At 39.6% G+C, this 25,003-nt stretch carries 17 protein-coding genes and 2 tRNA genes; 18 read left to right on the forward strand and 1 reads right to left on the reverse strand.

Annotation, left to right across the window (positions count from 1 at the left end; translation table 11 throughout):
- Positions 1 to 12 precede the first annotated feature (12 nt).
- From IEE83_RS12795 to IEE83_RS12815, 5 genes are all read left to right on the forward strand, one after another.
- Positions 13 to 582, forward strand: a complete 570-nt coding sequence (locus IEE83_RS12795) for a hypothetical protein (protein ID WP_228101792.1) — start codon at positions 13 to 15, stop codon at positions 580 to 582.
- A gap of 147 nt (positions 583 to 729) precedes the next feature.
- Positions 730 to 1,554 carry a hypothetical protein gene (locus IEE83_RS12800; protein WP_194120956.1) on the forward strand — a complete coding sequence of 275 codons (825 nt, stop codon included), beginning with the start codon at positions 730 to 732 and terminating at the stop codon, positions 1,552 to 1,554.
- 35 nt (positions 1,555 to 1,589) lie between these two features.
- Complete coding sequence (gene miaA / locus IEE83_RS12805) at positions 1,590 to 2,534, forward strand: tRNA (adenosine(37)-N6)-dimethylallyltransferase MiaA (RefSeq protein ID WP_194120957.1); 945 nt, start codon at positions 1,590 to 1,592, stop codon at positions 2,532 to 2,534.
- 36 nt (positions 2,535 to 2,570) lie between these two features.
- Positions 2,571 to 3,026, forward strand: coding sequence for a hypothetical protein (locus IEE83_RS12810; RefSeq protein WP_194120958.1), 456 nt, complete (start codon positions 2,571 to 2,573; stop codon positions 3,024 to 3,026).
- Positions 3,027 to 3,354: 328 nt separating this feature from the next.
- Positions 3,355 to 4,638 carry a citrate synthase gene (locus IEE83_RS12815; RefSeq protein WP_194120959.1) on the forward strand — a complete coding sequence of 428 codons (1,284 nt, stop codon included), beginning with the start codon at positions 3,355 to 3,357 and terminating at the stop codon, positions 4,636 to 4,638.
- A 169-nt stretch (positions 4,639 to 4,807) separates the two neighbouring features.
- Here the strand turns inward: IEE83_RS12815 and pdxH are convergent, their stop codons facing one another.
- The gene (pdxH, locus tag IEE83_RS12820) at positions 4,808 to 5,446 is read right to left on the reverse strand and encodes a pyridoxamine 5'-phosphate oxidase (RefSeq protein WP_194120960.1); all 639 of its coding nucleotides are present in this window, start codon (positions 5,444 to 5,446) and stop codon (positions 4,808 to 4,810) included.
- A gap of 106 nt (positions 5,447 to 5,552) precedes the next feature.
- Between pdxH and IEE83_RS12825 the strand changes: the two genes are divergently transcribed.
- The 13 genes from IEE83_RS12825 (at position 5,553) to IEE83_RS12885 (ending at position 24,978) form a co-directional block, all read left to right on the forward strand.
- Positions 5,553 to 7,457: a DUF349 domain-containing protein gene (locus tag IEE83_RS12825; protein WP_194120961.1), complete on the forward strand. Its 1,905-nt coding sequence runs from the start codon at positions 5,553 to 5,555 to the stop codon at positions 7,455 to 7,457.
- Positions 7,458 to 7,569: 112 nt separating this feature from the next.
- Positions 7,570 to 7,642: transfer RNA gene (locus IEE83_RS12830), tRNA-Thr, on the forward strand.
- Between the two features lie 317 nt (positions 7,643 to 7,959).
- Positions 7,960 to 8,032 (forward strand) — tRNA-Thr (locus IEE83_RS12835).
- A 92-nt stretch (positions 8,033 to 8,124) separates the two neighbouring features.
- On the forward strand, positions 8,125 to 8,496 hold the full coding sequence (locus tag IEE83_RS12840) for an ISAon1 family transposase N-terminal region protein (RefSeq protein WP_194118881.1): 372 nt from the start codon (positions 8,125 to 8,127) through the stop codon (positions 8,494 to 8,496).
- Positions 8,492 to 9,475, forward strand: a complete 984-nt coding sequence (locus IEE83_RS12845) for an ISAon1 family transposase (RefSeq protein ID WP_438821032.1) — start codon at positions 8,492 to 8,494, stop codon at positions 9,473 to 9,475. Before IEE83_RS12840 ends, IEE83_RS12845 begins: the two co-directional genes overlap by 5 nt.
- Positions 9,476 to 9,777: 302 nt before the next feature.
- Positions 9,778 to 10,416 carry a TetR/AcrR family transcriptional regulator gene (locus IEE83_RS12850; RefSeq protein WP_194120962.1) on the forward strand — a complete coding sequence of 213 codons (639 nt, stop codon included), beginning with the start codon at positions 9,778 to 9,780 and terminating at the stop codon, positions 10,414 to 10,416.
- A 233-nt stretch (positions 10,417 to 10,649) separates the two neighbouring features.
- A complete protein-coding gene (locus IEE83_RS12855; protein ID WP_194120963.1) occupies positions 10,650 to 12,014 on the forward strand; it encodes a TolC family protein in 1,365 nt (454 codons plus the stop codon).
- Positions 12,015 to 12,023: 9 nt separating this feature from the next.
- Positions 12,024 to 13,067, forward strand: a complete 1,044-nt coding sequence (locus IEE83_RS12860; protein ID WP_194120964.1) for an efflux RND transporter periplasmic adaptor subunit — start codon at positions 12,024 to 12,026, stop codon at positions 13,065 to 13,067.
- A gap of 17 nt (positions 13,068 to 13,084) precedes the next feature.
- Positions 13,085 to 16,174 (forward strand): efflux RND transporter permease subunit, encoded by a 3,090-nt coding sequence (locus IEE83_RS12865; RefSeq protein ID WP_194120965.1) that lies wholly within the window; start codon positions 13,085 to 13,087, stop codon positions 16,172 to 16,174.
- Between the two features lie 703 nt (positions 16,175 to 16,877).
- Complete coding sequence (locus IEE83_RS12870) at positions 16,878 to 17,945, forward strand: sterol desaturase family protein (RefSeq protein ID WP_194120966.1); 1,068 nt, start codon at positions 16,878 to 16,880, stop codon at positions 17,943 to 17,945.
- 106 nt (positions 17,946 to 18,051) lie between these two features.
- Positions 18,052 to 19,695, forward strand: a complete 1,644-nt coding sequence (locus IEE83_RS12875; protein WP_194120967.1) for an arylsulfatase — start codon at positions 18,052 to 18,054, stop codon at positions 19,693 to 19,695.
- 630 nt (positions 19,696 to 20,325) lie between these two features.
- Positions 20,326 to 23,385 (forward strand): SusC/RagA family TonB-linked outer membrane protein, encoded by a 3,060-nt coding sequence (locus tag IEE83_RS12880; RefSeq protein WP_194120968.1) that lies wholly within the window; start codon positions 20,326 to 20,328, stop codon positions 23,383 to 23,385.
- 27 nt (positions 23,386 to 23,412) lie between these two features.
- Positions 23,413 to 24,978 (forward strand): RagB/SusD family nutrient uptake outer membrane protein, encoded by a 1,566-nt coding sequence (locus tag IEE83_RS12885; RefSeq protein ID WP_194120969.1) that lies wholly within the window; start codon positions 23,413 to 23,415, stop codon positions 24,976 to 24,978.
- The last annotated feature ends 25 nt before the right edge of the window (positions 24,979 to 25,003 follow it).

The following is a 25,003-nucleotide window of genomic DNA, read 5'->3' on the forward strand; positions in this document are numbered from 1 at the left end:
TTACTTTATTGGTTGGATTTAATTCAGCAGCATTCGCACAATTTTCTCTTTGGTTTTCAGGGAGGAACAGGTAAATCGAACCGGGACGGAGCTAAAACAATCGGAGGTGGTGGAATCAATCTCAGGGTATTTGCATCCCCCAATCTGGCACTTGGCGTTGCTGCCAAACTCTATGCAGATGGAAATACTTACGGCATCGGAAATAACCAGTATAAAACAACCGGTGCACTTATGCCATTGACCGGTACTTTGGATTATTATTTTGCCACAGGCGTTGTCAGGCCATACATAGGTGGTGACGCAGGTGTTTATTTATCCAATTATGACGTCAATCATAATGGAAAAAACATTTATACTTCCGACAAATCCAGCAATTTCGGTGCAGCCCCCAGAGCGGGAATTGTGTTTGCCCTGGGTAAAACCGTAGGTATACAGGTGGAAGGCATCTATCATTATATATTCAATAATAAAAATCATCAGCTGACCACCGGCGACCTGGGAAATATTGATTTTAAATCAACTTCCAGATTTTATGGTTTCAACGTAGGATTGATCATTGGACTTGGAAGAGGTAATGATTGACATTTTTCTGACGGTGTCAGGGCTTCGGTCTGACACCGTCTTTTTATATAGAGAATCTATATTTATCTTGCGCTTTTCCAGCTATTCTAAATATAATTGAATCAGTTAACCGACTTTCCCGGGCAAATTTTAAATTTTCTCATTTCTTTGCCCACAGAATCTGTGGTAACTGAGCGTTTGGGCGCTTTTACATCACTAGAAATCAAGCATTCCGGGAATACCCTGATTCTTGTCCTGATTGAACTGGATGTTTGGTTGACCATTAAAAATAAGAAGGAGGAGATAATCGGTTTGTTGAATAGACTGACATCAAAACGCAACCAAAAAATAAGCTGCGTTATTTTGTGGGAAGATGTTTGGTATCAAAAAAATGAAATCGTCCAATCCAGATTAAATGCTATTTTAGGAATATCTGAAAGAATTCCCGGCAGGGTTACGCAGGTCAGAAAACTGGACAAACCTACTGCCAATGATTTTTTGGACAAAAACCATTTGCAGGGATCTGCAACTTCCAGGATACGTTACGGTCTATTTTTACCAAAACGCTATTTTCGGGTGCTGAATCCTGACTATCAAATTGATACAGGAATAGAAGAATTACTAGTTGCGGTTGCAACGTTTAGTCACCCTCGTACTTTTGAGAAGCAAGGAAAACCTTTTCGTTCTTATGAATTAATCCGGTTTGCAAATCTGAGAAATACGACCGTAGTTGGAGGGTTTGATAAACTTATCCGTGCGTTTACCGATCATTACGAACCGGGTGATATAATGACTTACGCAGATCTCGAATGGTCGGATGGGGCCAGTTACCGGCGACTGGGATTTGAAGAAATATCAGACAAAGATCCGGTCAGTTTCTGGATCGATCCTTTCATCAACATGAGGTATAGTGAAAACAGAAAACCTGAAATTGACGGATTAATTGAGATTTATAATGCCGGAAGTCGTAAATTTGTTAAAACATTTCAGTAAGTTAATTGTCAGATTATTCCACTAAATCCAGTCTTTTGAATCCCTTATTAATCATTTTAGGTCCAACCGCTTCCGGCAAAACACACTGGGCTAATCAGGTTGCGGCGCGAATGAATGGTGAAATTTTAAGTGTGGATTCCCGCCAGGTTTATCGCGGAATGAATGTTGGGACCGGGAAAGATCTGGATGAATATATAGTGGATGGTCGTAAAATTCCTTACCATCTGATCGATATTCTGGATGCGGGAGAGAAATATAATGTAAACCTTTTTCAAAAGGATTTTCAAACTTCGTTTCATGATATTTCAAGTAGAGGCATGGTTCCGGTAGCTTGTGGGGGAACGGGATTTTATTTTTATGCTTTGTTGAAAGGACATTCTTATACCGACATTCCGGTTGACGAAAAACTTCGGCAAAAGCTTGAAGAAAATTCTAACGAGGATTTGCTTGTCGTGTTTAATAATCTTCCAAGCTCCTATCAAAATCTGGCAGATACTTCCACCCGGAAACGGCTGATACGTGCGATAGAGATTTCAACTTTTTTGCAACAAAACCCTGAAAAGGAAATTTTGTTGCAAACCGATTTAGCTGACATTTATAATCCCATCATTTTCGGACTTGATCCGCCGGCAGAAATCCGGCGCGAACGTATTAGCCGCAGACTGGATTTTAGATTGAAAAACGGACTTATTGAAGAAGTCGAATCACTTCTGAAATCAGGAATCAACGCAGAAGACCTGATTTATTATGGCCTGGAATATAAATTTGTAACCCAGTATTTGACGGGAATTTTAAGCTATAATGAAATGCACACACGTCTCGAAACTGAAATTCACCGTTTTGCCAAACGCCAGATGACATTTTTCCGAAAGATGGAGAAGGATGGAATTTTGATCAACTGGCTTGATTACAATAATACGGAGGAAGAAAATATTAAGCGAATTATTACGTCCTACAATTCGTTTATTCAAAACATTTAACTAAAACCAGCATTTGAAAATTATAAGTTTGACGTTATGAATAAGAAGCTAAGCAGTGTTCTGCTTTTATTTGTTTTAAGTGTTACCGATGCGTATTTACTCGCCCATCCCAACTTGATCGGTAAACTTGGGGTATTAATTTACAAACACAGTTACATCAAAACTTTTCCACGTGCGCTGGGGACTGTGCTTCTGGTTGTTGGTTTTTCAGTATTGATTTCAGAAGGATTATTTCGTTTCGTTGATAAGAAAAAAGCAGCCATCGGCTATATCGCATTATTGCTGATCAGCGCGTTCTGGTTTGTATATGTCTATTCAATGTTCTCATCTTTTGCATACCGGATTACAGGAAAATCATTCATTTATGGTGCACATTTACTGCCGGTTATACTGACGGGTTTGTTTGGCAGATACTTAGTAAAATCACAAATGAGACCAGCAATAAATTCGAATCCGGTCGGTATTGAAGAAACAAAAAATGGTGTTTCCTAAGTATTAAAGGCGCTTTAATACTTTTGGCATGATAGTTGTGACTTCCAATCCGATTAATCCATAGAATATTATTATTAATACTTAAAATTATGTAAGATTATAGCCCTGATCTTGAATTTTCACAAATTAAACATTGATAATAATAGAAAATACAAGGTTTTTTAAGATATTGCGGCTTGTGTTTTACGGTTAATTAGCAGGTTTTCATAATTTAATCTAAAATTAACATATGGGCTCAGTAAATAAGAGGTACGGTAGCTCTTTGGGCTATCAACCGTCATCAACATATATATAGTAAACTAACCTTTTAATTTTATTCTTAATTTATATGTCCGAAATAGCTGAATTAATCATTGAAGGTAAAAATTACCAGTTCCCAGTAATAGAAGGTAGTGAGAAAGAAAAGGCCATTGATATTGCTAAATTGCGTGACCAGACTGGTTACATCACCATAGATGCAGGTTATAAAAATACAGGCGCTACCAAAAGCGCTATTACTTTTTTGGATGGGGAAGAAGGGATATTAAACTACCGTGGATATTCGATTGAGGAACTGGCAGAAAAATCTTCATTTTTAGAAGTTGCCTATCTTTTGATTTACGGCGAGTTGCCAACAGAAGAACAATTTTCAGCTTTTGAGCACGAAATAACAACGCATACGCTTGTGAACGAAGATATGCGCAAAATTTTTGAAGGCTTCCCGGTAAATGCGCACCCAATGGGTGTCTTGTCTTCACTGGTAAGTGCAATGAGCGCATTTTATCCTGAAACGGTTGATTTGGATAGTCCTGAAACGACGGAACTACATATCATTCGTTTGCTTTCAAAATTGCCTACAATTGCAACCTGGTCATACAAAAAATCACAAGGACATCCGGTAAATTATCCAAATAATGAACTGGATTATTGCTCCAATTTCCTGAACATGATGTTTTCTTTGCCGGTTGAAAAATACAAGGTTGATCCTGTGGTTTCTGCTGCATTGAACAAACTTCTTATCCTGCATGCTGATCACGAACAGAACTGTTCAACATCAACTGTAAGACTGGTGGGTTCATCTCATGCCAATATTTATTCATCAATCTCTTCTGGTATCAGTGCTCTTTGGGGACCGCTTCACGGTGGTGCAAACCAGGAAGTTATTGAAATGCTTGAAGCGATCAAAAATGATGGTGGAGACGTTCAGAAATACGTGGATATGGCAAAAGACAAATCAAGCGGATTCCGTTTGTTTGGATTTGGTCACCGTGTTTATAAAAACTTTGATCCTCGTGCGCGTATCATCAAAAAAGCAGCTGACGATGTTTTAAACAAATTGGGAATCAGTGATCCTGTATTGGAAATTGCTCAAAAACTTGAAAAAGCGGCTTTGGAAGATGAATATTTCGTATCACGTAAATTGTATCCAAACGTAGATTTCTACTCAGGAATTATTTACCGTGCACTTGGTATTCCTACCAACATGTTCACAGTAATGTTTGCTATTGGCCGTCTGCCAGGCTGGATCGCTCAGTGGAAAGAAATGCGTGCAAACAAAGAACCAATCGGACGTCCGCGTCAGGTTTACGTTGGTGCTCCAAAACGTGCTTACGTAGAAAGAAGCGAAAGATAAATTTTTTAGCTGTTGGCTCTTAACGATTAGGCGTTAGTGTGGCAGTTAGATATTAATTATAGAATAAAAAAGACTGACAGATTATTCAATTAGAACTTTTCTGTCAGTCTTTTTTACATTTATAATTTTCGAATTTCCATTGCTAACGCCTAAACGCTAACGGCTAAGTTTATGGCGACAGGCGCTCGGTTATCCAAACACCATCTTTCAAAACATAAGCCAAACGATCGTGCAAACGACTTGGTCTTCCCTGCCAGAATTCTATATAATCCGGAATGACACGATAGCCTCCCCAATGTGGCGGGCGTGGTACCGTTATTCCTTCAAATTTTTCTTCATACGATTTCTGTTTTTCTTCAAGAAATTCACGGTTTTCAATTACTTCGCTTTGATGCGAAACCCAGGCTCCGATCTGACTGCCTCTTGGGCGGATTGCAAAATAATCGTCTGAATCTTTTTCTGATGTTTTTTCAATCTTTCCTTCAATCCTGACCTGGCGTTCCAGTTCTTTCCAAAAGAACGTAAGTGCTACCTGGGGATTGGCTGCGATTTCATGACCTTTTTTACTTTCATAATTGGTATAGAAAGAAAAACCGGTTTCATCCACACCTTTCAAAAGAACAATTCTTCCCGTTGGCCGTCCGTTATCAACTGTACTTAAAAGCATTGCATTTGATTCGGAAAGTCCTGATTTTAAGACTTCATCGAACCATTTATTAAATTGATTTAACGGGTTGGCATCCAATTCTGATTCGTGTAAACCATTCTGGCTGTAATCCGACCGTATATTTGCTATTTTCTGGTTCATTGTTTGGTAATATATCAATGTTAGGAGCCCAAAATTAGCCAATTCATAGGAAAGATTGTTAGATTTGTATTCTATAAGAGGACGTACTTACGAAACATTAATCACGATGGCACAAGAACAACACGAAGGGGTCGAAAGCAATGCGCAGGAAGACCTGACACAAAAAACGATTGATACCCTGGAAATTGATCTTAACAATGAATTGACGGAAGAACTGGAAGAAGAAGCGCCAGATGTAGATTATAGCCAATTGTCTAAGGAACAACTTGTTAATTTGTTGGAAAACGAGTTATCCTTGATTAATAGCGAAGGAGTGAAGCCGGCGTCTCTTAAAAAGGCTGAAGCTTTGGCTCGTGAAATCCGTCCTGTTTTAGATCATATCAAGCAAACCGACAGAGAAACTGCACTTAAAGTTTTTATAGCAGACACGGGCAGCGAAGATGGATTCGAATTTAAATATGATGCAGAAACGCAGAAAATAGATGCTCTTAGCCGCGAAATAAGAGGATTGAAAAATACTTATTACCAAAGTGTAGAAAAAGAAAAGGAGAAAAATTTCAATGTGAAAACTTCTCTTTTACAACGTCTGCGCACACTTTTGGAAGAAGAAGGAACGCGGGAAACAGATCCTTCGGGAATGAAATCCAGCTGGGAGGAATTCAAGAAGATTCAGGAAGAATGGAAATCTGCCGGTAATATTGCGTCTCCACACAACGGTACCCTTTGGGCAACCTATAATGCGTTGATCGACCGCTATTTCAGTAACCGGAATATTTATTTCGAGCTAAAAGAACTGGATCGTCGCCGCAATGCAGATCTGAAAGCTGAGTTGTGTAAAAAAGTAGAAGATCTGGCCAAATCCTTGGAATCCCGTCCAATGTCGAAGGAAATCCTGGCCGAGGCAAACCATATTTTTGAAGAATACAAACACCTTGGGCCTGCACCAAAAGAAGATCAGGAAAAACTTTGGCAGCGATTTAAATTGGCTTTGGATCAGTTGTACGATGCGCAGCGCGGACAATTTGCTGAGCAGAAAAAATCCATGCAGGAAAATTATGATCAGAAGCTGAAAATTTATGAAGCTATTGTTCCTTTTACTACCTACAATTCAGGAAGTATAAAAGAGTGGAATGCAAAAACCAAAGAGGTAATGGCGTTCCAGGATCAGTGGGTGGCTTTAAAAGGAATTATGCCTCGTGAAGAAGGTAAAGAGCTTAGCAAAAAATTCTGGGCTACGCTGAAAACTTTCTTTCATAATAAAGGAGAGTTTTTCCGTCAGCTGGAATCGAAGCGTGAACAGAATCTGGAATTGAAAAATCAGCTTTGCGCTGATGCAGAAGCAATTTTAGCGACTGGTGAAGATACTGCTGCCAATACACAGAAAGTTATTGAGCTGCAAAAGAAATGGAAAGCAGTAGGGCAGGTACCTGAAAAATATAAAGACACGATTTACGATCGTTTCAAGAAAGCTTGTGATTCTTATTTCGATCAGAAGCGCTCGAAAAACAAAGAAGTTGAAGCCGAGTTTGAAGAAAATCTTCGTCGCAAAACAGATCTGATCGAGCGTATTGAAATTGCTGCTGCTAACAAGGATGAATCATCTCTTGATCTGCTAAGTGCTTTTAAGAGCGAATGGGCTTCTATCGGCTTCGTACCAAAAAAGGATATGCAGGCAACACAGAAGCGTTATATTGCGGCTGTAAACACGTATGTAAGCGCAATTGGAAAATTGAGCAGCAAAGAAAAAGAACAGGCTGTGCTGGAAAGCGAAGTTGAACTGGTGCGTGACGGTGAGAGTAGTCGTGGGTTGTTCCGCAAAGAAAATGATATCAAACGCAGGGTTTCTCAACTTGAAAACGATATTTCTTTATGGCAGAATAATATCGAATTCTTCGCGAAGTCAAAAACTTCTGATCGTTTGAAAGCGGAATTTGAAAGAAAGATAAGCAGTGCTCAGGCGCAGCTTGAAGAGCTGAAACACCAACTGTCTATAATTCAGGAGGCTATATAAAAAGGCAAAAAAAAGTTAAAAATATTTGCTTCAAAGTGTAGACAGTATTAAAAATTAGTATACTTTTGCACCACGATAACGGAATAACAAACGGTGTCGCATTGTGAAAGAGGCCTCCATAGCTCAGCTGGTAGAGCAACTGACTTGTAATCAGTAGGTCGTTGGTTCGATCCCGACTGGAGGCTCTTAAAAGTAAATGACCTGACGATTAATTGTCAGGTCATTTTTGTTATTGACATGTATTTATTTCCTACTAGACATTACCAGAAGAATTTCAAGAATTCATCTATTTGAAGTTTATTATTTCAAGTTCCGGAATATTTCGGTTTTCTTTTTATTTTGACATAAAAATTTAAATTTCTAACTGACTAAAATTCAGATATATCGATTTTTATTTTGGAAAACATTAAAAAATAAATACCCCAAAACTTGCGTTATATACTGTATTCTTCTACTTTTGCACCATGATAACGGAATAACAAACGGCATCATAAGGAAAGAGGCCTCCATAGCTCAGCTGGTAGAGCAACTGACTTGTAATCAGTAGGTCGTTGGTTCGATCCCGACTGGAGGCTCTTAAAATTAAGCACTTATCTTTTTCAGATAGGTGCTTTTTTAGGATCAGTCCTAAAACTTGAGGGGTAGAAAAAAAAGTAGTTGTTTTGCAATGGATAAAATATTGAACGCATTGCAAGAGTCTTACCAAGCCCTAGTTCGCTTCCTGTTACCCGAGGGTATCTTGGATTACTTCGAACTTTCTAAAATCGTGGAAGGTCTTACGGGACTGAACATTTATTTAGAAGAAAAAAACTTACCTCCTACCGAATACAATGATCAAAAACTAGAGTCCAAGGGCTTTTTGCCGGAAGTATACATTCAGGACTTTCCGATTCGTAATCAAAAAGTTACGCTCTGTATTAAGCGTCGTCGCTGGGAGGTCAAAGCTACTGGCGGGATCATCAGCAGAGATTGGAATTTGGTGCAGCAGGGGACTCGGATGACTAAAGAGTTCGCTGATTTTTTAAAAGCAATGTATTGATAATCATCCTGTAAGTTGTTCTCAGCTAGGCAAATATTTCCATTTAGATGGTAAACAACTTCAAGAGCAGTACAAAAATCATATCAGCAATTATAAGGATTGGGATCAACGCGAACATGCGGCAGAATGGCTTTTGTACCCTGAAAATGCCGGTCCGTATTTAAGCATCGACGAAACGTCACTTTCCAATGGTGAACTATATACAATTGTAACTAATAAGGCCGCAAAGGGCAGAAAAGGTTCTTTGTTAGCAATGGTAAAGGGTACGCAAGCGGCATCAGTGATTGAGGTTTTGCGAAAAATACCCAGGCGCATTCGCAGTAAAGTACGTGAAGTAACCTTGGATATGGCCGCCAATATGGGAATGATCGTAAGTAGATGTTTCCCGAAAGCATCAAAGGTTATTGACCGTTTTCATGTCCAGAAATTGGCTTATGATGCGGTTCAGGAAGTTAGAATCAAATACAGATGGGAGGCATTGGATCAGGAAAATCAAGCTATTGAAGCTGCAAAGCAAGCTAATTTGCCTTATCAACCTGAAATTCTTGGCAATGGTGATACGCTTAAACAACTATTGGTAAGAAGCCGGTACTTACTTTTCAAGCATTACGACAAGTGGACTGCTTCGCAAATTCAGCGTTCCAGACTGCTGTTTGAGCGTTATCCACTTATTAATCAAGCCTACCAGTTAGCAACAGGGTTAGGGACGATTTTCCGGACTGGTAAAACCAAAGAACAAGCCTTCAAGAAGTTGGCACTTTGGTATAATATTGTCGAAGATTGCGCGCTTGATTCTTTTAAAACTGTCGGAAGATCTATTCAAACCCACTATTTGGACATCCTAAACTTCTTTAACAACAGAAGTACGAATGCTTCTGCTGAATCTTTCAATGCAAAGATCAAGGCATTTAGGGCATCATCCAGAGGTGTTCGGGATATTCCATTCTTCTTATTCAGGCTTACTAAACTATATGCTTAACTACCCCCAAGAATTTAGCTTGATCCCTTTTTTATTTGGCGAGACTACTAAATTTTTGTCGGGATTTCGAATGCTCAAAATTCCTGTGAACCTCAGAAATGATATTTTTATAAGTCATGGATTTTGATTTTACTGAATCAAAATCCATGACTTATTTATGACTTTAAGTTAAATTGTTCGTTTCAAAGTCCAGGACAAATCGAATTCTCAATTTTAAACACGTTATGTCCTTTGATCAAAGAACAAAATGATCCAACTTTGATTTATTAACAGTGTTAAGTATATTTGCACAAAAAATAAATATGGCAATATCAGACCGGAAACTGCGGGAGAAGGAAGACTTAAAAAAGAGAATTCTTGAAGCGGCCAAGCTGCTTTTTCTTGAAAAGGGCTTTGAAGCAACTTCAATGCGAAATATTGCAGAGAAGGTTGAATTTAGTCCAACTACTTTGTATTTGTATTATAAGGACAAAAATGATATTGTTTACGCCTTGCATCAGGAAGGTTTCAAGTTGCTGGCACAGCAGTTAAGGATTGTTTCAAATATTGAGCAGCCCTATGAGCGCCTGAAAAGGATGGGCAGAATTTACTTACAATTCGCCGAGGAAAATCCGGATTTTTATGAATTGATGTTTGTCCGTCAGGGACCGATCATTCATGTACAAAAGCATAATCACGATGAATGGGAAGAAGGCTCGCGTACTTATAATGTGCTATACGAAACCGTGATCGAGTGCCAAAAACAGGGCTATTTTATAGATTTAAAACCGCATAATATTTCCTTAATCATTTGGTCAACATTGCATGGCATTTGCACCCTTCATATGCATATGCGGTTGGACTGTGTAAAATTTGAGGATGATTATGAAGTGGACCCCGAAAAATCAAGGCCTGAATATATTTATGACACCTTTATCAGCTTTTTGGAAAAGCTGAAATAAATTTTCAATAATAACAGTGTAAATAAAATATTTACTGTACATTTGTTTTGAAGATGGATATGTAGTATTCATCTCTTTTTATAAGAATAAGTTAACACTGTAAATAAAATAACTAACAATTACTATTTCTTGCGTAATTTCTGATGTTGCAATTGTGCACAACTGCAACATCAGAATCTGTTCAAAATCTTTGATAACTACTTAACACTGTACTTAAAATAATCATTTGTAATATGATAACCAATCTTCAAACTTCATGGAGGTTCTACCTCATTATCCTGCTCATTACGGGTTTGCCTGAATTATCCAGGGCTCAGGATACAGCACTGCAATCTTATATAAAGCAAGGTCTTGAAAATAATCAAGGGCTTAAACAGCAAAAATTTTTGTTGCAACGGAACATGTTCGCTTTGAAAGAAGCGAAAACCTTCTTTCTCCCCGAGGTTAATTTTAGCGGTAACTATTTGGATTCCAGAGGTGGGAGGAAAATAAATCTGCCCATTGGTGATCTGTTGAATCCGGTTTACAATTCTCTAAATCAGCTCACGAATTCTTCCGCTTTTCCGGAAGTTAAAAATATCAGCCAGACTTTTAATCCTAACAACTATTACGATGCAAAATTCAGAACCTCGATTCCAGTTTTTGATGCCGAGATTATTTATAACAGCAGGATCAAAAAGGAAGAGATTAATTTTCAGCAGGCTGAAATAGACGTATATAAACGTGAGTTGGTAAAAGATATTCAATTGGGTTATTACGCTTATTTACAAACCCTTGAATCGATACGGATATTGGAAAATGCGACAATTCTTGCACAGGAAAATCTTCGTTACAATCAAACACTGGTTAAGAATGACAAGGCCATAAGAACTGCTGTGAGTCGGGCAGAAAATGAATTGATTGGTTTGAAAGCAAAGCTGGAAGATGCTAAATATCAATCGGTTAATGCCGCAGCATATTTTAATTTTTTACTTAATCAACCTTTTGATACCAAAATTGAAGCGCCTCAAAACCAACAGGTTATCAATGAAACTGATACGTATGTAACAGGCAGACGGGAGGAACTGACAAAACTTGCAACTTTACAGGATATTAATTCACTCTCTTTACAACTCGCAAAATCTGCGCGACTTCCCAAACTTTCTACATTCATGGATCTGGGTTCTCAGGGTGATTTCTTGAAATTTAATAATTCAACCCGTTATTATCTGTTTGGTGTGACTTTATCCTGGCAGGTATTTGCTGCAAACCGAACTTTCTACAAATCCCAACAGGCTGAATATCAAATTAAAACAACGGTTGAACAAATAAATCAGGTTGAACAGCAACTGCAATTACAGGCCGAAACGGCAATGAATAAACTGAGTTCGGCAAAACAAATTTACGAAGCATCTAAAAGCCAGACTGTTCTCTCCGAGCAATATTACCAGGATCAGCGGAAATTGTATCGCGAAGGCCAGCTACTATATCTGGAATTGCTTGACGCCCAGAACCGGTTGATCAGTGATCAGTTACAACAAAGTATTTCTTATTTGAACGTACAAACCCGTGCTGTTGAACTGGAACGTGCAAGGGCGAGCTATCCACTTTCTAATTAAAAAACGAACATGAAAAAGATCTTTAAAATAAATCCAGCCATTCTATTATTAGCGGCTACACTTTTGGTTTCTGCATGTAAAGAAAAGAAAAAGGTTGAGAAAACGGATAGTACCATTCCTGTCAAAATTATAAATTCAGCGTCCCTGAATCAGGTTCAGGCTGTCGAAACTTCCGGGTTATTGTCTTCGGAAAATGAAGCGAGATTATCTTTTAAAGTGGGAGGAATTATCCGGCAAATTCTTGTTAAAGAAGGAGATCACGTGCGCAAAGGCCAGCTGTTGGCAACCTTAAACACGACAGAAATTTCCGCGCAAATGAGCCTAGCGGAAGAAAATTATCTGAAAGCAAAGCGCGATGCCCAACGTACACAAAATCTTTACAGGGATAGTGTGAACACCAAAGAGCAACTTCAGAACAGTCAGACCAATCTGGCTATTACGGAAAAGCAAATGGAGATTTCCCGTTTCAATCTTTCTCATGCACGTATTGTGGCGCCGACAGATGGTGTGGTTATTAAAAAACTGGTCAATGCCGGTGAGCAAATCGAGGGAGGTGCGCCGGTTTTATTCATAAGCGGTGTTCATAACGATGATTGGGTTATAAAATGCGGACTGACGGATAAAGACTGGACACGGCTGAAAGGAAATGAAAAAGCTGAAATTTCTTTTGACGCTTTCCCGCAGACTTTCACAGGAAGTGTGAAAACACTGGCTCAGGGAAGTGATGTAGCTTCGGGTTTATTTCAGGCTGAAATCCGGGTTGACAAGCAAAATGCGAAATTGGTAAACGGACTTTTTGCGAAAGTCAGTATTTATCCAAAAGAAAAAACAGACATGATTTCTATACCGTTTGATGCGCTTATCGAGGGAGAAAATGACAGTGCTTTTGTTTTTGTTGCGAATGGAAATGTAGCGATGAAAAAAGCGGTGAAAGTTGCATATCTGGAAGGAAGTAAGGCTTTTATTCTATCAGGAATAGTCGCCGGTGAAAAGATCATCCGGGAAGGATCGGCTTATCTGGCAAATGGATCGGTAATTAAAATAGTCCAATAAATTTTAAACAGGAAATCATGAAATTACCAGAATTTGCCGTTAAGAATTACCAGTTTACGCTGGTCGTTTTCATCGCAGTTTTAGCGTTGGGTGTATATTCGCTTTTTACGATGCCCCGCAGTGAAGACCCAGACACGCATTCGCCTCAGTTTACTGTTGTGGTGATTTATCCCGGCACCAGTCCGAAGGATATGGAGCAGCTCGTGGTAGATCCGATGGAAAAGAAAATCAATGAAATGGATGACATCAAACATGTCATCACCGATATCAGGGATGGGCTTGCGGTGATGCAGGTTATCTATAAATACAGCACCGATCCGGATACTAAATATCAGGAATTGGTAAGGGAAGTTAATAGTCTGAAAAGCTCGCTTCCTGCTGACATTAATGATATCAGGATCAATAAAATGGTGCCGTCGGATGTCAGCATTTATCAGTATGCGCTAATCAGCGAAAACGCTTCTTACGCGCAGTTGAAAGTTTATTCCAAAGCTTTCAAGGAGCGGATGGAGAAAATTAAAACTTTGAAAAAAGTAGAGTTTTCAGGAGTTCCGGAACGTCAGGTCAAGGTGAGTTTGAATCTTCAAAAGATTGCAAGACAAAATCTTACACAAAATCAGGTCATCGCAGCTTTACAAAGTGAAAATATAAATATTCCGGGCGGAAGCATTACTATGGCTTCCAAGAAACTCAATATAAAAACAAGTGGAAATTATCGTACGCTTGATGAAGTGGCCAATACGGTAGTTTCTTCTGTTGGTGGTAAAATTGTATATCTTAAAGACGTGGCCGATATTAAAATGGGCTATGAAGATGAAACACATATTACCAGATTGAATGGTTTTAGATGCACCTTTTTGAGTTTTAGCCAAAAAGAAGGTGAAAATATAATTGCTGTTAAGGATCAGGTTGAACCAGCCGTAGCAGAATTTAAAAAAGAATTGCCATCGAACATTGATCTGAACAAGGTTTTTGATCAGGCTAACAGTGTTGATATCCGCTTGTCTCATTTTGCCCGCGATTTTGGTATTGCAATTCTCTTGGTGTTGCTTACATTGCTGCCTTTGGGGACGCGTGCATCGCTGGTTGTTATGATTTCAATTCCTTTGTCATTGTCTATCGGATTGACAATTATGAACTTGCTGGGATATAATATCAACCAGTTAAGTATTGTCGGTATGATTGTAGCGCTGGGAATTCTGGTAGATGACAGCATTGTAGTCGTCGAAAATATTGAGCGTTATTTGCGGATGGGTTACAGCCGGATTGATGCCTCTATTAAAGCTTCCACACAAATCAGTATGGCAGTGGTTGGCTGTACAATCCTGTTGATTTTTGCTTTTTTACCGCTTACATTTCTTCCCGAGGGAGCCGGAGATTTTATTCGCAGTCTGCCTTTGTCGGTCATCACAACGGTTTTCGCCTCTATGCTGGTTTCGCTTACAGTTGTTCCGTTTTTGTCAAGTATTATCTTGAAACCACACACCAGCGCAGAGGGTAATTTCCTTTTAAGAGCAATGAAAAAAGGTATCCATAAAACCTATGGAAGTTTATTGGACCGTGCCTTGAAAATGCCTGTTCTGACATTGATTTTTGCAGGTTTGCTCTTTGCCGGTTCCATCGCTCTGGTGCCTTTAATAGGAAACAGTTTATTTCCAAAATCTGAAAAACCGATGTTTTTGGTAGATATTGAAACGCCCCAGGGCACCAACTTGAAAAAGACAAATCAGGTAACACGTTATGTTGAATCCGTTTTAAAACAAGAACCCCTGATCACTTCTTTTGCGACCAATGTTGGAAAAGGAAATCCGCGGATCTATTACAACGTAATCCCGCGTAATGAAAGTGAAAACTTTGCTGAAATTTTTGTGCAGGTTGAGGGACTTGAAACGTCGGAAAAAGTAGAAGTTATTGAAAGGCTTAGAAAAAAACTGGAACGGTATCCGGGGGCTGAAATTAAAGTGAAAGACTTTGAGCAGGGACCGCCTTTGGAAGCGCCATTGGCTTACCGGATTTATGGCGACAATCTTGACGATTTAAGGAAAACGGCTTTCAGGGTTGCTGAATTATTGTCGAAAGTAGATGGTACCATTTATGTAAATAATCCGTTGCTGGTGCAGCCAACTGATTTGAAAGTCCGGGTAAATAAAGAAAAAGCAGGGACACTTGGAGTATTATCATCAGACATTGACCGCACGGTAAGACTTGGCGCGGCAGGCTTGAATGTGGCAACTTACAGAGAAGATGCCGGAAAAGCCGACAACTATAATGTCAATGTTTCCATTGCAAGAAATGCTGCAATCCAGGATTACAGCATGTTTGACAAATTGTATATTACTTCTTCAACTGGTGCTAATATTCCGCTTAAAAACGTGGCAACAATAGGTCTGGAAAGCTCTCCTAACCAGATTCGTCATTATGATAAAGACAGATATGTTACCGTCTCCTCTTTTGTGAAGCCGGGATATAATGTGCAGCAGCTGAATGAAAACATTACTTCGCAGCTCAATAAATTCAAGTTTGAAAAGGGGCAGACCTTTACGGTTTCGGGAGAAAAGGAAAGTCAGGATGAAAGTTTTGGCGGTCTGGGAATGATCATCATTATTACAATCTTTGGATTTTTAGGTGTTCTTATTTTGGAATTCAAAACCTTCAAGAGTATCCTGATCGTTTTGTCAGTAATCCCGCTAGGTATTATGGGAGGTTTGGTCATGCTGTTTTTGACAGGTGAGACATTGTCTTTCACGGCGACAATCGGATTTATTGCCTTGGTAGGAATTGAAGTAAAAAACTCCCTGCTCGTGGTAGATTTTACCAATCAGTTAAGAGCACAGGGAAAAGGAATTGAAGAGGCTATTATTGAAGCAGGGGAAGTGCGTTTTGTACCTATTTTACTAACTTCTTTAACGGCGATCGGCGGCTTGCTGCCGCTGGTAATCGAATATAGCGCTTTGTATTCTCCGCTTGCACTGGTACTTATCGGAGGGCTGATCAGTTCCACTTTGCTTTCCCGTTTGGTCACACCGGTGATGTACAAACTTTTGCCACCGGCAGTTCTCTTGGAAAAAGAAGAAGAAATAATGCTCCCGGAATTGGTTATGCATTAAGAAACGAATAGCCGAAAATTGTTTGGCAAAAGATAAAAAGTCCCATCACTGCATTGACACTGCGGTGATGGGACTTTTGGCTATAAAGTTATTTCCATTCTTAAATCGGCATGATTTTCAACTACTTTTTTATAAAATTTTCATACATCAAATTGAAACAAAATATTCGTCTGAATTTTTTTTGAAAAAGATTCTCCAAATACTTGCAATTTCAAAATCATTAAATTTACTTTGTCTATATATTTTATAGACTTATGGCTTGAACCACCCTGTGCCCTAAGTGAAACAAAAAAAATATTCGTTTATGAAAGCGATTTTTTTGCATGATTTTAACTTGTCTTCGGTGACAAACAGGGTGGTATATATTCAGCCGTTCTTCCCGGAACAATGTTGTTGTAGCTGATCGCTTTCTTCCCGCATTTATATTAACGTCCAGAAATATCCCAGTCAGTAATGCTGTAAAGGAGTAAATTTTCGGTGGTTGTCAATTTTCGAATTTATAGCATACTGTCCCGGGGTATTTTTGGAATTCATCATAATCAGGTAATCCCATGACTGTTGCTGACGTCGTACTTCTCATTAAAAAAATCGCGATAGGAATTTTTCTTACCGTTGTTCCCTTTGCACTCATTGCCGGCGGAATCTGGTTTGCGTATAATCTCATTCGGTAGCTTTTACTATTCACTAAAATATTTTTTATCATATGAAACTCGCAAAAGAGGATGCGCAAAAGCTGACGCGTGACGGTCTCATTAGCATAGGCTTATACCTTGCACCAATCGTATTAATGTTTGGCGCTTTTTATTTCACTGGTTACAAACCATGGCAGGGAAGTAATGAACTCCCGTTCAAAGTCCCTCATTTCATTGAAGGAATTTTCAAAAATCTTAGTTCCTGGGGATTGCCAGTGATTATTTTGGTTATCGGTGTTATTGAATTTGTCGCCGGACTTTACGAAAATAAATGGACCAAAAACGAACGATTTCTGGACATTGCATGCTATGTTTTGCCAAAAATTGTAATCGCTCCGGTTGTAGCTTATTATAGTCTTGAACTGCTTCCAAGAATTTTACCTGATGCAAAAGGAAGCTTTTCCTGGGTTCCTTTCTGGTGGGCATTTGCGATAATCGCCGTTGCAGATGATTTGACACAGTATTGGTACCACCGACTGCACCACCAGCTTCCATGGTTATGGCGTTTTCACCGTACACATCACAGCGCGCCTTACATGGGTATGGCAATGGCCGGCAGACAAAACATTATTTACACCATTTTCTTTTCACAAACTTATCTTACTGTTGCATTAACGTACGTCGGACTTGGATACGCGGCATTGTTTGTAAAAGTTATCAAGTCGTTGATTACCACAGGTGCTCATTCGAGTATTCCATGGGACAAGCCTTTTTATACAATCAAATGGCTTCATCCGGTAGGCTGGGTTTTGGAGCGATTTATTTCCACGCCTGCAACGCATCAGGCACACCACGCAGATACTACCGATGATGGAGTAGGTTATTACAAAGGCAATTTTGGCAACATGTTTTTCCTTTGGGATATCATTTTTGGAACCGGAATTATTACCAGAAAATATCCAACTTCTTTTGGTATCAAACATTATAAAGAAGAAGAATGGTACGCCCAGCTTATCTGGCCGATTTTGAAATCCAAAAAAGAAGGCAGTGAATTATCTGCCAACGGACCAATGGTTGGAGACCTTGAACATGAAACAATTGTTGAACCGCTTTCGCTCGAAACCAGAGTAGCGAGTTGATAACCAATTATTTAATATTCCTGAGTTCGCCCTGGTCTGATCCGGGGCGAACTCAGGTTTTTCAGTGAAAACCAGTTTAAAAGTAATTTTCTATATTAACCATTACATGATGACCACCCGATTGACCAGGATTTTATTTCTTCTTTTTGTAATTACGTCCCCGGCATTTTCGCAGAAGAAAAAGCCCAAAGCACAGGCAACCACTACAAAACCCAACATCGTGCTGATCATGGCAGACGATCTTGGGTTTTCTGATATTGGTAGCTATGGTTCTGAAATTCAGACACCTAACCTTGATAGACTTGCGGCGGAAGGGATCCGATTCAGGCAGTTTTATAATAATTCCATTTGCGCGCCTACAAGAGCCTCGCTGCTCACGGGCCAGTATCAGCATACCGCCGGAATGGGTTATTTCAATATCAATTTAGGAACTCCGGCCTATCAGGGATTTTTGAGTAAAGAAACTGTTTCTTTGGCCGAGGTTTTGAAAGATGCCGGTTACAGCACTTTATTATCCGGCAAATGGCATGTGGGAGATGACAGTACCAGTCAATGGCCACGAAAACGTGGTTTTGATCACTTTTATGGAAATATTGGCGGAGCAAGTGATTACTATGTGATAAAGAATTTGCCAAAAAAACAACGCAGTTTTTTTGTAAAAGACGATAAAATAGTTGATCCGGAAGACGAGGATAATTTTTACTACACCGATGAAATTGCAAAAAATGCAATCGGTTTTTTGAAAGACCAGCGCCAGGAACAAAAACCCTTTTTCTTATACCTTGCTTTTACCTCGCCGCACTGGCCTTTACAGGCATGGCCGAAGGATATTAAAAAGTATGAAGGTAAGTACGATATTGGTTGGGATTCTCTTAGAATCCTTCGGTTCAAGCGCCAGCAGGAATTAAATATTTTAGGTAAAGGGCAGAAGATCAGTGTTAAAAATAGTGACCTGCCTGCGTGGAATAGTCTGACTTATGATGAGCAGAAATTGTGGGCTAGGAAAATGGAAGTATATGCTGCTCAGGTAGATAACCTTGATCAGAATATTGGAAAAGTGATTGATCATTTGAAAGAATCTGGTCAGCTTGAAAACACTATTATATTTTTCATTTCTGATAATGGAGCTGCGGGAGAAGATGTGGGCCACGGATTTAGTGGCAGAGCTGTGAGAAACTGGGGGCCGGTCGGTACTGCCGGTTCATATGATTCTTATACACGGACCTGGGCATATGCATCCAATACGCCACTAAAATCATTTAAAGGTTTTCAATATGAAGGTGGAATAAGCAGTCCGTTTATTGCCCGTTTCCCTTCAAAAATTGCAGCAGGAGGTTTAATCGACGGAACCGCTCATTTGATCGATATTGCTCCGACATTATACGAAATTGCAGGCGCCAAATATCCGCAAACCTATAAAGGAAATACAATTCATCCGCTAGCGGGAGAAAGTATTTTGCCGGCAATTTATGGCAAAGACTGGGTTCGCTCCAAACCTATATTTTGGGAAAGAGCTGGTAACAAGGCAGTAAGAAAAGGAAAATGGAAACTGGTTTCTGTACGAAGCGATCAATGGGAATTGTATGATATAGAAGCAGATAGAGGAGAAACCAATAATGTAATAAAGGATCATTCGGATATAGCAGCCGAATTAAAAGGTCTTTACAACACCTGGGCGAAAAGCGTGAAGGTAGAAGACTGGAACGTGATCGGAAAAGGAAAGGGGTTTGAACCAAGCTTTAATCCTTGATTTAAATAATAAAAAGATCAGCCAATTAAAGAAAAAGTTTCTCAGACTGGCTGATCTTTTTATAAAGCCAAGGCCTTAATGCCAGTAGCTTTATTATTTACCAAATGAATAATATAATATTTCCGGGTAACATAAAAATTTTGTTAAACTTCCGAAGAATATTAAACCATTCATTTGGTAAAGCCAAAAATATAAATTTACTTTGTCTATATAATTACTAGACTTATAGTTTTACACTAATTACCACCAGTTAGTTTAAAACAAAAAATTGTTTACTTATGAAAACAAATTCTTTACTATGTCCGCAGTACAGATCTGCATGCCGGGTGGTTTCAACCATTTCACAATCTTCCATGCACTGTTGTTGTCAGCCATGCTGTGGTCAGCCATGCTGTTGACAGCTGATTATTTTTGAAGTGCATAATTCATTATGATCCTGATTTTCCGGGATTGTTTGTAAACATTCGACCTTCAAAAATCCCCTAACGATCCACCTTCAAAAATTTCCGTTATAAGAAATTGTATATGCGTATATACTTGCAAGTCAGTTGTTGGTTCAGCTGTTATTGCAGGATTATACATATGCCAGGTCAGTCTCTACTTGTTATTTTACTATTATTTACCACAGCAATGATTAAGAAAAACTTCTACCTGATATGGTTATTAGGTGTTTTAATTTTCAGCACAACTGCTCTAAAAGCGCAGGATGTGATAACAGGCGTCGTGAAAGACGATACCGGACAAGGCCTTCCCGGCGCAACAATTGTTGAAAAAGGAACATCAAAAAACGCGATTTCAGATATTGATGGAAAATTCAGTATTCCGGCCGCCAAAACATTTCCTTTTACTTTACAGATCAGCGTTACAGGTTTTCAAACCCAGGAAATTGAACTGTATGAACTTACGACTGAGCCTGTTGAAGTAATTTTGAAAACGGCCAATCTTCTTAATGAAGTAGTTGTAATTGGATATGGTGAGCAGAAAAGAAAAGACATCACCGGTTCAATTTCATCGGTTCCGCAGGAAATAAAATCACAGCCCGTTGTTTCAGTGGAAAGACTTTTACAAGGTTCTATCGCTGGTGCAACGGTTACACAAACTTCCGGTCAGCCTGGCGGTGGTGTGAGTGTGCAGATCCGCGGTAGCAATTCCATAACTGCCGGTAGTGACCCTTTATACGTTATTGACGGTTTCCCGATCAATAACGATTATGGTGTAAATGACGCCGGTGTAACAGTAGGATCAAAAATTAACCCGCTTTCTTTTTTGAATACTGCTGATATTGAATCGATTGACGTTTTGAAAGATGCTTCGGCCACTGCAATTTACGGTTCAAGAGGAGCCAATGGAGTTGTTATTATTACTACAAAAGGAGGTTCGAAAAAGAAATCTTCTATCACGTACGAAACCTATTTTGGAAAACAGGAAGTGATAAGAACGCTTCCTTTAATGAATGCTGGCGAGTGGTGGCAGCTTCGTAAAGACGCAGCTATTAACTCTGGAAAAACTCCGGTTTTGCCAAGTGTGACAGGTTATAAATTGGATACAACCGGTGCTGGTACAGACTGGCAGGCAGCTGCTTTTAGAAAAGCGACACAGCAAAGTCACAGTTTGTCGATTTTGTCGGGAGGTGATAAAACCAGACTTGGAATTTCTGCCAACTATCTGAAACAGGATGGTGTTTTAAGAAATACTGATTTCGAAAGGTTATCCGCACGTTTCAACATCGATCATGATTACAGTGATAAGTTGAGAATAACTTCAAGTGTTACAGGCAGCCATACAAAAGCAAACGTGGCGCCAGCAGGCGTGGTTTCTGCTCTTGTTTTGACACCTTCCGCTTTGCCAATTTATCAGGACAACGGCACTTTTGTAAAATACAGTCCTTTTGAAACGGTATATGCCAACCCGATCAACTCACTTTACAATCAACTTAACCAGACCATTACCAACCGTTTTCTTGGGAATCTTTCTGCCGAGTATACAATCATCGAAGGTTTGAAAGCGAAGGTTTTATTTGGTGCTGATATCGTTGACAACAAACAAAACAGATACTTGCCGATCTCGACTTATGAAGGAACAGCTTTAAATGGTGATGCCCTGGTAGGTTCTGTTTTTACAACCAACTGGCTGAACGAAAATACGTTGAGTTATGACAAAGAGATTAATGAAAAAAACAGGATCAATGCTGTCATCGGTTTTACTGCGCAGCAGTCACAAACAAAAGGTGCTATTGCAGAAGCCGCTGGGTTCTCTTCGGATGCTTTTTCTTACAACAATTTAGGAACGGGTATTACCAACAGAACGCCTGGGTCTTCTGCCTCAGAATTCTCGCTTGCTTCGTATTTGGGACGTATCAATTATGTTTTTGATGACCGTTATCTGGTTACATTTACACTTCGTGCGGATGGTTCTTCCAAATTTGGAGCGGGTAACAAATGGGGATATTTCCCGTCTGCTGCCTTGGGATGGAATATTGCCAATGAAAAATTCTTCAAAAATGTAAGAAATGTAAGTTTGCTTAAATTAAGATTAAGCGCAGGATCAACTGGTAACCAGAGCATTCCTCCATATCAATCGCTTGCCCAGCTTACTTATTATCCTTACAACTTTTCAGGATCTACGGTTTCCGGTTATGCGCCAAGTACTGTGTTTAACAAAAATCTTGGCTGGGAAAAAACCTTCCAGGTGGATGCAGGTTTGGATATCGGATTGTATAAAGATCGTTTGAACATTACGGCTGATTATTATTATAAAAAAACAACCGATCTTCTTCTAACAAGAACAGTACCAGGAACTTCCGGATTATCTGATTTTTATGGTAACCAAGGCTCAACAATCTACCAGAATGTGGGTGCAGTTTCCAATCAGGGTATAGAACTGGCGATAAATTCCCAGAATTTAACTGGTGACTTCAAATGGAATACGACATTTATTTTTGCGAGAAACACAAACAAAATTCTTGATCTGGGTGATGGTGTTACGCAGTATATTCCATCGAGTTCAGCGCCTTCGATTGCAAAAGTGGGTCATCCGCTGGGATCATTCATTGTTTACAAAACAGATGGTGTAATCAAGGAAGGACAGACGCCATTGACACCACAATCAAACAAAGGGGCAGGAGGACAGCAATATAAAGACCTTGACGGTGACGGGCTGATCACGCAGGCTGGCGACAGAGCGGTGATCGATAACCAGATCAAATTTACAGCAGGTTTGACCAACACTTTTAGTTACAGAGGTTTTGATTTGGCTGTTTTCTTTCAGACTTCTGTGGGTGGAAAATTGTATAACGTAAACCGTGCAAACCTTGAATTGGGAACGGGTTATACCAACGCTTCAAGAGTACTTTTGGATCGTTACACATCAACCAACACAAACACCGACGTAAAGGAAGCATACCAGGATCCTGCCATTTATATCTCTGACCGCTTTATCGAAGACGCCACTTATTACCGTTTGAAAAACATTTCTTTCGGATACTCAATTCCAAAAGCTGTGCTTTCGAAAATCAAAATTCAGGCGTTAAGAATTTATGTATCTGCGCAAAACGCGATTACCTGGACCAAGTACACAGGTTTTGATCCGGAGGTAAGTTCTAACGGACAAAGCCTGATCAACAAAGGTGTGGACGACAGTGTGTATCCAAACAATAAATCTTATCAGGTTGGTTTGTCGCTGACATTCTGATATCAAAATTATAACTGAGCATTTCAAATGAAAAAGTATCAATATATTTTGCTGGCAGTGAGCTCTTTATTTATTGCTTCCTGCAACGACTTTCTGACCGAAAAACCTGAATCCATTATTTCAGAGGATCAGTATTACAAAACAGAATCGGATGCGATTACAGCGATTAACGCAGTATATTTCTTCCTGAATTCAGGAAAAATCCAGACGCCTTACAATACGCTTTTCAACACTGGTATGAACATGGCTGGTGATGACGAGGATCCGGGACCGGGAGCAACAAATCCAGACGTACGTTCACTTGCAGTATTAGCACATTCATCCAGCAACCTGCGTGTTTACGAACTTTGGCAGCAGCATTATGCGGCCATCCGTAAAGCGAATGTGGTATTGAATAAGATTCCGGATATTACTTTCAGTATCCCGGCAAACAAAGACAGAATTTTAGCAGAAGCTAAATTTTTAAGAGCGCTGTTTTATTTCAACCTGGTGCGTTTGTATGGTGATGTGCCGTTGGTAACAGAGTACACAAACTATGTTTCGGCTGCGGATTATGCGATTGCAAAAAGTCCTTCGGCCGATGTTTATGCGCAAATTGAAAAAGATCTGACCGAAGCAGCAGCAGTTTTGCCAGCTTCATACAGTTCTCCGGATGTGGGAAGAGCTACGGCTGGTGCAGCAAAATCTCTTTTAGCAAAAGTTTATTTGATCAAAGCTTCACTTCCTTTAAAGCTGACTGAAAATTATGCAAAAGCGATTTCCAAAGCGGAAGAAGCACTTTCTTCGGCTGATGGTGGAACAGGAACTTACGGTTATGACCTGGTTAGTGACTATTCCCGCGTTTTCCTTCCGGCTTATAAAAATGGCGTAGAGCATATTTTCTCTGCCCAGATGAAAGCGAATTCATACAGCCAGGGTAACAGTGAAACCTCACGTGCAATTTACTCGGCGATTCCTGGACTTACGGGAAATTACGCGCACATGGTACGTTTTTATACGGAAGGAAACGACAAGTTTTTCAGTATCTACAAACTTTTCAAACCAACGGATAAAAGAAGAAACGTCACTTTCGTAAGAAGTTTCACCAGTCCGACCAACGGAAGAAAATATGCATTGCCGATCGTAAATACAGCAGTACCAAATGACTCTACACCGTTCTGGAATAAATGGTGGGATCCTAACAATCAGGCGGTAACCACGAACTCAGAAGCAAACGTGCCAATTATTCGGTATGCTGAACTGCTTTTGATCCACGCGGAAGCAGAAAATGAAGTGAACGGCCCGACTACCAAAGCGTACAAATCAATCAACCGTGTAAGAACAAGGGCCGGCTTGGCTAATTTAACCCAAGGTTTAACAAAAGATCAGTTCCGTGATTCCGTATACTTTGAACGCAGACTGGAACTCGTTTACGAATACCAGAGATGGTTTGATCTGATCCGTGAAAAAGATGCCAGCGGAAATGGAATTTTAATCAAAAGTTTGCAGAAAGTTGGGAAAAATAATGTGGCGCCAAAACATTATCTATACCCGATTCCACAAACAGAACTTGACAATAATCCGCTGTTAAAGCAAAATACGCTTTGGCAATAAAAAATCAGTAATGAATATAAATGCC

It is taken from the genome of Dyadobacter subterraneus (genome assembly GCF_015221875.1).
Lineage (GTDB): Bacteria > Bacteroidota > Bacteroidia > Cytophagales > Spirosomataceae > Dyadobacter > Dyadobacter subterraneus.